Here is a 13,243-nt window from a genome sequence, read left to right on the forward strand (position 1 = left end):
AGAGTTCACGTTACTTAGCTTAATCTTATAATCGTTAAAACTGCACCAGGTGTAGTCGTTGATAACGTGGCAACAGCTAACAATCCAAACAACTGCAAACTAATTGCACTCCCCGCTGCAAGAGTCGTAATAATTGTTGCACTAAATGAAGTCGTTGCTAATGCAGGAGAGTTGATAGTTCCAGCAAGCGGTGCACCATTAATTGTAATTCGCGAACTAACTAATAATGAAGCCGTTATATTAATTGTATATGAAATATAATAATTCCCGGCATTTGCGGCCGTAAATACCGTGTTCCCCCCAGACACAGTAATTCCCGGACCGATACTTTGATTATTTGGAAGTGGGACATTTGTTCCACCAAGCAGTACCGATATCGCTGTACCCGAAGTATTATTTGCAAATGCATATGTTGCCGTGATACTTGTACCTGTTACTCCCGTCGCTCCTGTTTCACCTGTTGCTCCTGTTACTCCTGTCGCTCCTGTTGGACCTGTTGCTCCTGTTACTCCTGTTGCTCCTGTTGCTCCTGTCGCTCCCGTTGCTCCTGTTGCTCCTGTTGGACCTGTCGCTCCTGTTGGGCCTGTTGCTCCTGTTGGACCTGTCGCTCCTGTTGGGCCTGTTGCTCCTGTTGCTCCTGTTGCTCCTGTTGCTCCTGTTGGACCTGTTACTCCTGTTGGACCTGTTACTCCTGTTGCTCCTGTTGCTCCCGTTGCTCCCGTTGCTCCCGTTGCTCCCGTTACTCCTGTTGCTCCCGTTACTCCCGTTGCTCCCGTTTCACCTGTTACTCCTGTTGCTCCTGTTGCTCCTGTTGCTCCTGTTGCTCCTGTTGCTCCCGTTGCTCCCGTTGCTCCCGTTGCTCCCGTTGAACCTGTCGCTCCTGTTGCTCCTGTTGCTCCCGTTGCTCCCGTTACTCCCGTTGCTCCCGTTGAACCTGTCGCTCCTGTTGCTCCTGTATCACCTGTCGCTCCCGTTGGACCCGTTGGACCGAGCTTCGGAACTGTCCCATCGCAACTAAAACAGCACGAATCAACATGTAAACCATTTTGATTATTACATCCACAATATCCATTTGCATTATTACTCCATAAAGACATGTTGACCCTCCTTCGTGTTCGATCTTTTAAGTAAGCCCACTAATTAAAAATATTTTTCTAATAAAAATCAGTTTTTATTTTCCTTATCAACTACCCGCTCTGGAACAAACCTTTTATAAACAAAGTTTTTTTCCTTACATTCTAATAAATATTACATGCAATACGCTCTCCTTTCGCTTGTACTTTCGCCTTCCTCATTAAAGGAATTTCAGCTCCTTCAACCTTGATACACGTATGCATTTCAATACGATATATTAAAATCCGTATAAATCGTTATTTTTAGTCAAAATTTTAAAAAAATATTGACACTTAAAACGCCCTCATAGTATGATTTGGGTGTTATAATTGATAACGATTTTCAATATCGTACATATTGAAAATAAAACATTTTATTTGGGGGCAGAAGATGAAGAGAATTTTCAGTATTTTCATAGTAGTTCTTCTATTCGCTGTTGGATGCGGGCAGCAAAAAGAGGAGAAAAAAGAAACAAAAGCGGACAATAAAAATCAAGCTATAACAATTAAACACGCTGAAGGGGAAACAAAGTTAGATAAACCAGCGAAAAAAGTTGTTGTACTTGAGTGGGTATATTCAGAAGACTTATTAGCGCTTGGTGTTCAGCCAGTAGGGATGGCAGACATTAAGAATTATAATAAATGGGTAAATACAGCAACAAAACCAGGTAAAGATGTTGTCGATGTAGGAACACGTCAACAACCAAACTTAGAAGAAATTAGCCGTCTAAAACCAGATTTAATTATCACAGCTTCATTCCGTAGTAAAGCTATTAAAAATGAATTAGAGCAAATTGCACCAACAGTTATGTTTGATCCATCAACAAGCAATAACGATCACTTTGCTGAAATGACAGAAACATTTAAACAAATTGCAAAAGCAGTTGGAAAAGAAGAAGAAGGTAAAAAAGTATTAGCTGATATGGATAAAGCATTCGCTGATGCAAAAGCAAAAATTGAAAAAGCAGACTTAAAAGATAAAAACATCGCAATGGTACAAGCATTTACAGCTAAAAACGTACCAACATTCCGTATATTGACTGACAATTCTACAGCTTTACAAGTTACAAAAAAATTAGGTTTAACAAACACTTTTGAAGCTGGGAAATCAGAGGCAGATGGTTTCAAACAAACAACTGTAGAATCTTTACAAAGTGTACAAGATTCAAACTTCATTTACATTGTAGCGGATGATGATAACATTTTTGACACGCAACTAAAAGGTAACCCTGCTTGGGAAGGGTTAAATTTCAAAAAAGAAGACAAAATGTATAAATTAAAAGGCGACACTTGGATTTTCGGTGGTCCTGAGTCTGCAAAATCTTTAGCAACACAAGTAGCTGATGTAATGACAGCGAAGAAGTGATTACACGATGAATAGTTTACAACATACACTTCGAGCAAGTCTTGTATTCGGAGGAGGAGCAGCTCTCTTGCTCCTCCTTTTCTTTATTCATATTGGACAAGGACAAGCAAATATTTCCTATAGTATGATTATCGATGCTCTTATCTCACCGAACCAATCGCTAGAGCATCAAACTTTAATCATGCTTCGATTACCTAGAGCTGTAATCGCCATTTTAGCTGGAGGGGCTCTTGCTGCATCTGGGGTCATTTTACAAACGTTAACGAAAAATCCACTTGCTGAATCCAGTACAATGGGTATTCATTCTGGTGCATATTTCTTTCTAGTAGCGGCTACAATTTTCTTACCGAAAGGTCTGCAAGTTAACTCCCTTCTTTTCACATTTATCGGCGGTGCTATTACTGCTTTATTTGTATACCGTATTTCTGGTGGAAAAAAGGGAACCCCACTTAGAATGGCACTAGCTGGTATGGTCGTTACATTAATGCTTTCTGCCTTTACCGGAACGATGCAGCTTTTCTATGAAAATGAAACAGCAGGTTTATTTTTATGGGGAGCTGGATCTCTTATTCAAAATAACTGGAATGGCGTTCAATTCGCTTTTCCATTTATCATTATTTCTTTCCTAGTTTTACTATTCATGTCACGTAAGCTTAATGTCCTCTTACTCGGCGATGATGTAGCTGTTTCACTTGGAGAGAAAACCGCAGTAACACGGTTTATTGCATTCATCGCCGCAATCTTTTTAACAGCAGTAATTGTAACTGTTGTTGGACCGATCGGGTTTGTCGGCTTAGTTGCACCACACTTAATGCGCCTTATTGGTTATCGACAACACTTTACCCTCCTTCTCTCCTCTTTCTTATGGGGAGCAATATTATTACTAGGAGCAGACGTTGTTGGTAGATTAATAGATCCCACTGGTGCAGAATTACCTGTCGGGGCAGTTACAGCAATGATTGGATCACCTTGGCTTATTTATTTAGTGTATCGCATGATGAAATCGAAACAATATATGAATGATAACGGTGCAAATGCAGCTGGAGCTAGTTCTCGTTATTACTCTTATAAAAAGGTAATCATTATCTCTATCACACTTTGCATTGTGACGATTGCTCTTGGTGTTACAATCGGTAGCAATTCTTATATCGAAAGCATTACAAATGCCATAACAGGACAATTAACACAATTTGATAAAAATATGATGATGAACCTTCGTTTACCAAGAATGCTCGTTGCTGCTATTGCCGGAGCATGCCTTGCAATAAGCGGGCTTGTTTTCCAAGGAATATTACGAAACCCACTTGCCGATCCTTCTATTATTGGTATTTCATCGGGAGCTGGTGTTGGTGCTTTAACTATTATGTATGTCTTTCCCGCACTTCCTGGTTTCTTCCTACCAATTGGTGCATTTATTGGTGGACTACTTGCAGTTGGAATTGTCCTGTTCTTCTCATGGAAATCAGGATTTAGCCCAACAGCTCTTGCTTTAATAGGAATTGGCATTTCCGCGCTCGGCTCAGCGATTATTCAAATCTTTATCGTTAGAGCAAATTTGAATGTTGCTGCGGCCTTAACATGGTTGTCAGGCAGTACGTATGCAAGAGGATGGAATCACTTAGAAAATATCATTCTATATCCATCTCTTATTCTTATACCAATTATCTTTTTCTTAATGAAACAACTTGACGTTCTTGTACTTGGAGATGATTTAGCAACCGGACTCGGGCAGCCTGTAAATAAAACGCGTCTTGCTCTAATTGTGTTAGCGACACTACTTGCATCAATTAACATTGCTGCTGTCGGTACAATTGCCTTTTTAGGTCTTGTTGCACCTCACTTAGCACGAATCGTCGTTGGTATGAATCATCAAAGACTATTCGTTTGTTCAGCACTGTTTGGAGCAATCCTTCTTTCCCTTGCTGATTTACTCGGACGAACGATTGCATATCCGAAAGAAATCCCCTCTGGTCTTGTCGTTGCTGTACTTGGAGCACCTTATTTCTTATGGTTGATGAGGAAGAGTGGGAAGAAGGTTGGTTAAAAAAAGAGGCTTCTTAATATGAGAAGCCTCTTTTTTATTCGTTCTGATAGGTTAAAAGGAAACTATCTTTTTTTCACGAATGTAACCTATGAACATAACTAGGAGGGATAAATATGTACCAAACTATTGAAGGTTTTCTACAATCATGGACATACGAGGCTGAGTCTACTCAGAAGATGCTCGATGCATTAACCGATGAATCTTTATCACAAGAAATTGCACCTGGGCACTGGACGTTAGGCAGAGTTGCTTGGCATATCGTGACTGCAATTCCTGTTATGCTATCTGGAACAGGACTTCAGTTTGAAGGAGAAACGAAAGATTATCCTGTACCAACTTCAGCAAAAACAATTGCAGATGGGTATCGCAAAGTGAATACGGCTTTTATTGAAGCACTTCAAAGTGAGTGGACTGATAAAGACTTAGCTACTATTAATAACTTCTTTGGTCGTCCTATGCCGAATTCTATATTTTTAATGACACTCATCAATCATCAAAATCACCACCGCGGACAGATGACTGTTTTAATGCGTCAAGCTGGCTTAACAGTCCCTGGCGTTTATGGTCCTGCAAAAGAAGAATGGGCTGCTACTGGAATGGAAGCTCCCCAAATGTAACGACAGAAAAAGACAAGGTGTTTTTGCACCTTGTCTTTTTCTGTAACTTGTTTCATGTGAAACTATTTTCTACCAAATGGTATTTTATGAGAAAATACGTTAAGATAAATTCATATTAATTGGAGGGAACTAAATTGAATACAAAAAACAAAAAAATAACAATAAGAACTCTCTTACTAACTTCTATCATTGGAGTTATCGGTGTATCTCTTTATTTCACAAGTTATGGTACCCCTTGGGGAAAACAAACAGCAGTTACGGAATCAAAAGAATATATTACAAAATACTTTGATCTAGATGCAGAAGTCAAAAATACTTCTTACGATGCTAAAATGAATAGCTATGCAATCGCCTTTGAAACAATTGAAGATGGAGAGTTTACTATCGAATATAAAGGTCCTAATAACTTTAACATTTCTCCAGGAGTGCAAGAGTATTTAAGCAAACACTATAAATTTACAGAGTAGTAACGAAGCATACATATACAAAAAAGAGTTGGTATAACGCCAACTCTTTTTTACGTATTCTTGTCATACTGTTATATCTTCCTTCTCTATATTTTTAATTCCGTAATATGCAATCGCAACTCCAATCGCTGCAAATGTGAATTGAAGAGGAAGAAACGTCGCTATAGGAAATATGGACGGGTTATTCATTGCGATTAATACAACGATAATAGAAGAAACGATTGTAGCTGGCACAGAACGTTTACGCATCCCGAAATATAGAGGAATTAAGCTTATTCCTGCCGTGGCAATGGCTAAAGGAATAAGATTTATCCCTTCTTGAATCAATTGATCTACTGTGAATGAATTAGGAAGAATTGAAAAATAACTATCTATCCCAAAGAAAATTCCTACTACTAAAATGTTCGATAAAATAACTGTTATAAATGTTAATGTCGCTGTAATAGCCAACTTACTAACCATCATTTTCTTTCTGTTAATTGGATAAGAAAACATGAGTAGTATTGTTTTACTTTTATATTCATCAATTATTAACTTGGCTATTAGTACGCCACCAAAAATAATAAATGTTGCTCTTACTAACGCACTAGCCATCGACAAAATTATCTGCGGATCCCTTATTTTTGGATCCCCTTCTATTTGAGCAACGATACTAACGAAGATTAGTAGTGCCAGTATAACGATATTTGCAATAACCGCTCTCTTCACATACCATCCAAGCTTAAACTTCCTCAATTCTAGCTTCATAAGACGTAGCATGATAGTCCTCCTTTCATGTAAGCCACTGAAATTAACTTAAAATTGCAATTACTATTATTTTTTTCACTATTCATACCCCAGTTCGTTGTTGTTTTAAGCTTGCTTCACGCCACATCAATCTTGTCGATTTTACGATATGAAAGATAACTAATAAAAATCCCTAATAAACAGAGCACTATTGGGATAGCGATAAAATTAAACATACTTACTTGACCGTTTCCAGAACCAAAGTTACTACTAATTAGCATCCCAATTATTACTGCAGAAGTAATTGTTGTCGGTGTCGATTTCTTTCTCATCCCAAAAAATAAAGGAATTAAACTTATACCAGATATCATAAATGCATTTATAAAAGTAGCTGGAACGATAGCTATTATTTCACCTATCGTAGCTGGCGTTTCAATCAGCCCCATCATTGGACTCACAAAATATACGAGTAAACTAATACTGAAAGTAGCGATAATCGTGCTCACAAAACAAAACAAAAAAACAATTGTTAATTTCGCCCTCATTAGCATTTTTCTTTGCAGTGGGTACATAAACAATAGTTGTATTGTTTTGTTCTTATACTCATCAATTATTAAACGTGATAAAATGACCGAACTAAAAATAATGAATGTTATCCTAATAACAGTGTTTATTAAAACCATTTGTTGCGTGAAGTCAGAGAATAGCCCATCTACCTCGTCTTTCGCTCCCAACGCCATGAGGTTTACTACGGTGAAAATTGCTATAATACAAATTGCCACACTTTTAAAGTAACTAGATAATTGATGCTTCTTCCATTCAAGCTTCATTAATTTAAGCATATAAACCACGCCTCCATTCCTTATATAGCTGTCCTTACGCTACTAACATTCTAATTCCAGCAGTAATTACGCTTAACATTCCTATCACTAGTAAAATTAACAACCATTTCCGCTCTGGTTTCCTATAATAGAAAATCCCACTTATGAACATTACGATCAATCCACTTACTAGATTCACTAACAATCCATTAAGCATGAATGCCCTCTCCATCCATTACATTTAAGAAATATTCTTCTAAGGAACTATGTTTCTTATTAATACTTTCAATTTCTACATCGTTCATAATAAGTGCTTTTGAAATGGCTTGCTGCGTCGCCTTCAATTCATACACACGAATCATGTTTCCACTCATTATTTTGTAATTTTTTATAGCGAGTTTATCTTCTAAAATATAAGCTGCACGCTTCACATCAGGAACAGTGATTTCAATGTACTCTGTTTGTTTTCCGTTAATACTCTTCATCGAAACTTCTTTTATTAGTTTTCCATTTTGAATCACACCAATTGTATCTGCCATTTGTTCCATCTCACCTAAAATATGACTAGAGACTAATAACGTAATGCCATATTCTTTGCAAAGCATTTTAAATAAATCTCGTAACTCTTTAATACCAATTGGATCTAAACCATTAATCGGTTCATCTAAAATGAGTAGTTCTGGCTTTGTCATGATCGCCCTTGCAATACCAAGTCGTTGCTTCATCCCTAATGAAAAATCTTTTACTTTTTTATCATCTATACCGTGCAGTTTTACTAAATTTAAAGCATGATCAATTGCGTTTTTATCGTAATACCCCATATATTCACAATGTAATTCTAAGTTTTCCTTCGCCGTTAATTTATCATAAAAGATTGGATATTCGATAATTGTCCCCATTCTTTTTAATACTTCATAAGATGTGTCTGTTAACTTCTCACCGAAAATTTCAATATCACCGCTCGTCGGTTTTATTAAATTTGTGATCATCTTCATAATCGTTGTTTTACCTGCACCATTCGGTCCTAAGAAACCGTATATCTCTCCTTTTTTCACATGCATGTTAACACTAGAAATAACTTCTTTCCCTTTAAACACTTTCGTTAACTGATTCGTTTTTAATATATATGTCATGTCACTGTCTCCTTTCGCACTACTTTATATTTCTATAATAGACAACGGAAATCTCTTTTTTCTTACCCGTTCCTTACAAATTCCTTACGCTGAAAAAAAAGCTTGTAGAATCTACTTCTCTACAAGCTAAAACAGCATCTTTGTTAATACAACTGTAAAAATTGTTTTTTCATACGGCTTACTAGAAAGATGTATTTCTCCGTCCATCGCTTCCACAAGCCTTTTCGTAATCGTTAACCCTAAACCGCTTCCTTGGTACAATCTATTTCTTGAATCTTCAAGTGTGTACATACGCTCAAACACTTTATCAATATGAGATTCATCAATTCCTTTTCCTGTATCCCATACGTCTATATACACACTCGTTTCATCATCTCTTAAAGTCATACCAAGTGTCTTTCCATCGTCCCCATATGTAATCGCATTTGATATTAAATTATTCAATACTCTGCCTAATACTTCTACATTTCCAAGTGCATATATATTTCTTTCTGCTATATCAATATGAACTTGAAACCCTTTCGTCGTCACTAAATCATAAAAAGATAAAATCTTCTCGCGGCAAACTTCATTCATATTTACTTTTGTCATCTCGATTGCTTTGTCACCGGATTCTAATTTTGCTAAATCAAAAAACTTATGAATCAGTTCCATCACTTCTAGTGTTTTTACATGCACCTTTTCGAGTAATATTTGCTGCTCTTCCTCACTTATCGTTTTATCCTTATTTAACATTTCGGTATATCCCAGAATAACTGTTAGTGGTGTTTTCAAATCATGTGAAATATTTGAAAGCATTTTTCTCATCGAAATTTCCACTTTCGCATGATCTGCATTCGTTTTCTGTTTTGCATCTAATAAATGATTAATTGCCACTAATAACTTTTGCAATTCTAGATCATCTGTCATAACGAGTAACTTCTCACCTGTTTTTTCATTTACAATACCTTCTAATTTTTCATATGTGTACCGTAAATTTTTGCTGCTAGTTTTTCTCATTTTATACTGTATATAAATGACACATAACAATATAAAAATAATACCAATTAACAGATTGACCATATTACATCCCTTCCAACTTATAGCCGATGCCCCATAACGTTTTAATGTATTCTGGATTAGATGGATCACTTTCAATTTTCTCACGTAATCTTCTCATATGAACATTTATAACGTTATCGTCACCGTAATACTCGTCATTCCAAACTAACGTATATATTTGCGCTTTCGTAAATACACGATTTTGATTCTTTACGAACAGTTTTAAAATCTCAAATTCTTTTAAAGTAAGTTTGAGAGACTTTCCGTTTTTTTCTACAGTGAAATTAATTGGATCGATTGTTAAATCACCAATCTGGATCATCTTTTCTGTTGTTTCTGTAACCGAATATTTCGTAGACCTCCGAATACCTGCTTTTACACGTGCTGCCAATTCAATCATAGAAAATGGCTTACAAATGTAATCATCTGCTCCAAGGCCTAATCCAACCGCTTTATCAACATCTGTATCTTTCGCTGACATCATTAAAATCGGAACTGCACTTTTTTCTCGAATGATTCTAACGACCTCTAACCCATCTAACTTCGGCATCATAATATCGAGAATTATCAAATCAAATGAACCTTTTAAATATGTGTTCACGCCTTCTTCTCCATCAGATGCGATTGTAACTTGAAAACCTTCTTTTACTAAATATGTTTCAACCATCTCTTGAATTGAGATGTCATCTTCAACTAATAAAATATGATGTGACATATTTCTATCCCCTTTTTTTAACAAACATTAACAATTCAATTGTATCGTAACTGCAAATTAGTTGGTACAATTATATGAATTTTCAAACCAACTTCCCTTCCTTCCTGAACAATGATATGATGAAATTCACTACGATTGTTCATAATTAACTTTATATAAAGGAGACTTATCATGTCAGAAAACAAAAAAGTAAGCTTAGCTGATTTAATGCGCGAACAACTTGCGAAGAAAAAGCAAGGAAATGGAAACGGCTCAAATAATGGAAATCAAAGTCAAGAAACGAAAAAATTACAAAACCAACAAACGAAGAAAACAAACAACCAACGTAGACGTACAGGTGTATAAATGAACGGGCAAAAACGATCTAACATTTCATCAGGTCTTGAAGTTGATATTGTATTAAAACAAGATCAACGTACAGGCAAGCTAACAAGAGGAATTGTAAAAGATATTTTAACTAACTCACCCTCTCATCCGCACGGCATTAAAGTACGATTGCAGGACGGGCAAGTTGGCAGAGTCCAAAATATCATTCAATAAGAAAAGGAGCTCATTTAAACTTGAGCTCCTTTTCTTATTTTCATTAACCTTTAATTTTTTCGATGAAAACTACTTTTAAATAGTCTCCCTCTTTAAATTGATCAATTGTACGGAAATCTTCTGGTAAAGAATGTTCTTCTAATATTTTATATTTACCGTTCATTTCTTTAAATGCTGTATCGATAAAGCCATTAAACTTTTTCATATCGAATGCGCTACAATTTGTAGAAGCAACGATAATACCGTTATTTTCTGTAATGGCAATTGTTTCTTTTAATAAGTTTTTATAATCTTTCGCCGCACTGAACGTATATTTTTTCGAGCGTGCAAAGCTTGGGGGATCAAGTACAACCATATCAAATTTCATCTTTTTCTTAGCTGCATATTTGAAATACAGAAATACATCTTCTACAATAATATCTTGTGCTTCATAATCAATTTCATTTACACTAAACTGCTCAATCGTTTTACTTAAACTACGATTTGCAAGGTCCACACTTGTTGTTTTACTTGCACCGCCAAGCGCTGCAAATACAGAGAAAGCCCCAGTATAAGAGAACATATTTAAAACTGTTCTTCCTTTTGCATATTTATCACGAATTTGTTTTCGAACGTTACGCTGATCTAAAAATACACCAACCATCGCCCCGTCATTTAAATATACAGCAAAGTTTACACCGTTTTCTTTTACGATAAGTGGGAACTCACCGCGCTCTCCTGCGACGAAATCATCACCTTCAATGTATTTCCCTTTCGTATCAAAACGCTTTTTCTCATAAATCCCTTTGAAATTTGCTACTTTTTGAAGTGCTGCTATAATCTCATCGCGGAAAGTATAAACCCCTTCACTATACCAACTTATTACGTAATAGCCGTCATAATAATCGATGATTAAACCACCAAGGCCATCGCCCTCACCATTCAGGGCACGGAATGCTGTTGTATCATTTGATTTATAAAAATGTTTTCGTTTATGTAAAGCAGATTTGATTTTACTTTCAAAGAAAGATTGATTCACTTCCTCCTTCTCTTTTCTCGTTAAAATCCAACCATACCCTTTATTTTGTTTTCCATAATAGCCTTTTCCAATGAATTGGTTCTTCTCATCTACTACATTGATGATTGTTCCTTCTTCACGTACATCATTTAAATTTTGAATTGCATCTTTTAAAATAAGTGGATATCCACTTTTAATTTCTTTTATAAACTTCGGCTTTATTTTTATAGTTACTTCAGATCGCATGTAATGTCTTCCTTTCCATTTGAATGCTTTCTAATTAGTAGGAAGCAATGTAAAAAACGAGGCTGAAAAAAAGCCTCGTTTCACTATACCATATTATTGCTTTGCTAGTACAACTAGCTCATCCTCTCACATAACCGAAAAAAAATTATATATTTCATTATTACTATTGACAATGATAATGATTTTCATTATCATTTAATGTATATGAGTTCTTGAAAATAAAGGCTACATTTATAGGAGGAATAAACATGATTATTGTTACAAATACAACTAAAATTACAAAGGGAAATGGCCATAAATTAATTGAGCGTTTTAATAAAGTGGGTAAAGTCGAAACAATGTCAGGATTTTTAGGATTAGAAGTTCTTTTAACGCAAAATACAGTTGATTATGATGAAGTAACAATTAGCACTCGCTGGAATGCAAAAGAAGATTTCCAAGGTTGGACAAAGAGCTCAGCATTTAAAGATGCTCACTCACATCAAGGCGGGATGCCAGACTATATTCTTGATAATAAAATTGCTTACTATGATGTAAAAGTTGTACGTATGCCAATGGCTGCAGCACAGTAAGCATATTTCTTTTTTAAAGTATAGAATATGAAGAGTGTTACCACTTCTCATATTCTATACTTTTTTTATTTAATGTCTTTTTACTAGTTTCGCATGTACTACTAATCTTCCCGCTTCTGGATCAAGTGCATAGTCACACGTCGAGAGTGTTACGATTTGATCACTTTCTGTCACTTTTGTATCCGTTTTGTACAGCGATTTTTCTTGAATTTTCTCCAAAAATGATGTGTATTCCGTATCACTACTAAAATCCGTTTCAATGTAATAAAAATCAGTTGTTGTTGTATACACCGAAAACACTTCAAGATCATATCCTTCAAATAATGTATCGTAATATAATTTACGATGCGACATGAAGAAATCTTCATCCAACATTTTCTTTAAACTTCCAAACATAGAACCATCTTTCATACGGTGACCATATAAAATAGTATTTCGATTTTGAGATTTCACATCATTACGATAGTCCATAAAAATGCTTCCTGCTCTCATATCTTCACCTTTATAATTTCGAAATAAATAGTAATCATTGTCTTTTGCTTGAACGATTGGATAATTAATTTGTGTATCATCCATCGTAATCCATCCAACTATTTCTTGGTTAATTTGCTGCAGAACTTTGAACTGTTTACGTACTTCCCCGTCTTGTGATTGCTCTTCCATCGGACTTTTTTCATAAATGTTTTGTGCTTCGGCCATTACTTTACGATTTTCATAGTAATCCATGAAAATATCACCTAATTCATATACTGAATAGAAAAAGGTACCTAAAAAAACAACTGTAAGTATTCGTTGAAAAAAAGAATTCTTCTTCCTTTCTTTTTTGCTACTCAAATTATCACCTCA

General features: G+C 35.7%; 16 protein-coding genes. 7 read left to right on the forward strand and 9 right to left on the reverse strand.

Features of this window, described 5'->3' with window-relative positions; translation table 11 throughout:
* Positions 1–14 precede the first annotated feature (14 nt).
* The gene (locus LCF45_RS22275) at positions 15–1,097 is read right to left on the reverse strand and encodes a BclA C-terminal domain-containing protein (protein ID WP_263894289.1); all 1,083 of its coding nucleotides are present in this window, start codon (positions 1,095–1,097) and stop codon (positions 15–17) included.
* Between the two features lie 406 nt (positions 1,098–1,503).
* Between LCF45_RS22275 and LCF45_RS22280 the strand changes: the two genes are divergently transcribed.
* The 4 genes from LCF45_RS22280 to LCF45_RS22295 all read left to right on the forward strand — a co-directional run bounded on the left by LCF45_RS22280 (position 1,504) and on the right by LCF45_RS22295 (position 5,606).
* Positions 1,504–2,478: an ABC transporter substrate-binding protein gene (locus tag LCF45_RS22280; RefSeq protein ID WP_263894290.1), complete on the forward strand. Its 975-nt coding sequence runs from the start codon at positions 1,504–1,506 to the stop codon at positions 2,476–2,478.
* A gap of 7 nt (positions 2,479–2,485) precedes the next feature.
* Positions 2,486–4,522, forward strand: a complete 2,037-nt coding sequence (fhuB, locus tag LCF45_RS22285) for a Fe(3+)-hydroxamate ABC transporter permease FhuB (RefSeq protein ID WP_002129312.1) — start codon at positions 2,486–2,488, stop codon at positions 4,520–4,522.
* A gap of 113 nt (positions 4,523–4,635) precedes the next feature.
* Positions 4,636–5,139, forward strand: a complete 504-nt coding sequence (locus tag LCF45_RS22290) for a DinB family protein (protein WP_002192435.1) — start codon at positions 4,636–4,638, stop codon at positions 5,137–5,139.
* Between the two features lie 134 nt (positions 5,140–5,273).
* Positions 5,274–5,606: a YfjL-like protein gene (locus tag LCF45_RS22295; protein ID WP_001093305.1), complete on the forward strand. Its 333-nt coding sequence runs from the start codon at positions 5,274–5,276 to the stop codon at positions 5,604–5,606.
* A 63-nt stretch (positions 5,607–5,669) separates the two neighbouring features.
* On the opposite strand, the gene LCF45_RS22300 is transcribed toward LCF45_RS22295, so the two are convergent.
* From LCF45_RS22300 to LCF45_RS22325, 6 genes are all read right to left on the reverse strand, one after another.
* Positions 5,670–6,365, reverse strand: a complete 696-nt coding sequence (locus LCF45_RS22300; RefSeq protein WP_002167610.1) for an ABC transporter permease — start codon at positions 6,363–6,365, stop codon at positions 5,670–5,672.
* A gap of 104 nt (positions 6,366–6,469) precedes the next feature.
* Positions 6,470–7,174, reverse strand: a complete 705-nt coding sequence (locus tag LCF45_RS22305) for an ABC transporter permease (RefSeq protein WP_078206393.1) — start codon at positions 7,172–7,174, stop codon at positions 6,470–6,472.
* A gap of 34 nt (positions 7,175–7,208) precedes the next feature.
* Positions 7,209–7,370, reverse strand: coding sequence for a hypothetical protein (locus LCF45_RS22310; protein ID WP_170935211.1), 162 nt, complete (start codon positions 7,368–7,370; stop codon positions 7,209–7,211).
* Positions 7,363–8,286 carry an ABC transporter ATP-binding protein gene (locus tag LCF45_RS22315; RefSeq protein ID WP_016120864.1) on the reverse strand — a complete coding sequence of 308 codons (924 nt, stop codon included), beginning with the start codon at positions 8,284–8,286 and terminating at the stop codon, positions 7,363–7,365. The genes LCF45_RS22310 and LCF45_RS22315 overlap by 8 nt, the downstream gene beginning before the upstream one ends.
* Positions 8,287–8,412: 126 nt before the next feature.
* Positions 8,413–9,348: a HAMP domain-containing histidine kinase gene (locus LCF45_RS22320; protein WP_016120865.1), complete on the reverse strand. Its 936-nt coding sequence runs from the start codon at positions 9,346–9,348 to the stop codon at positions 8,413–8,415.
* Position 9,349: 1 nt separating this feature from the next.
* Complete coding sequence (locus LCF45_RS22325; RefSeq protein ID WP_002167605.1) at positions 9,350–10,042, reverse strand: response regulator transcription factor; 693 nt, start codon at positions 10,040–10,042, stop codon at positions 9,350–9,352.
* Positions 10,043–10,213: 171 nt separating this feature from the next.
* On the opposite strand from LCF45_RS22325, the gene LCF45_RS22330 reads away from it, so the two are divergent.
* Both LCF45_RS22330 and LCF45_RS22335 read left to right on the forward strand, forming a co-directional pair.
* Positions 10,214–10,387 (forward strand): hypothetical protein, encoded by a 174-nt coding sequence (locus tag LCF45_RS22330; RefSeq protein ID WP_002112138.1) that lies wholly within the window; start codon positions 10,214–10,216, stop codon positions 10,385–10,387.
* Positions 10,388–10,582 (forward strand): YwbE family protein, encoded by a 195-nt coding sequence (locus LCF45_RS22335; protein WP_001014315.1) that lies wholly within the window; start codon positions 10,388–10,390, stop codon positions 10,580–10,582.
* Between the two features lie 43 nt (positions 10,583–10,625).
* On the opposite strand, the gene LCF45_RS22340 is transcribed toward LCF45_RS22335, so the two are convergent.
* Positions 10,626–11,825 carry a class I SAM-dependent rRNA methyltransferase gene (locus LCF45_RS22340; RefSeq protein WP_002129320.1) on the reverse strand — a complete coding sequence of 400 codons (1,200 nt, stop codon included), beginning with the start codon at positions 11,823–11,825 and terminating at the stop codon, positions 10,626–10,628.
* Between the two features lie 248 nt (positions 11,826–12,073).
* On the opposite strand from LCF45_RS22340, the gene isdG reads away from it, so the two are divergent.
* On the forward strand, positions 12,074–12,397 hold the full coding sequence (gene isdG / locus LCF45_RS22345; protein ID WP_002015426.1) for a heme oxygenase: 324 nt from the start codon (positions 12,074–12,076) through the stop codon (positions 12,395–12,397).
* A gap of 69 nt (positions 12,398–12,466) precedes the next feature.
* On the opposite strand, the gene srtB is transcribed toward isdG, so the two are convergent.
* A complete protein-coding gene (gene srtB, locus LCF45_RS22350; protein WP_002129321.1) occupies positions 12,467–13,231 on the reverse strand; it encodes a class B sortase in 765 nt (254 codons plus the stop codon).
* Between the last annotated feature and the right edge of the window lie 12 nt (positions 13,232–13,243).

Source organism: Bacillus sp. 41-22 (assembly GCF_025809295.1).
Lineage (GTDB): Bacteria > Bacillota > Bacilli > Bacillales > Bacillaceae_G > Bacillus_A > Bacillus_A mycoides.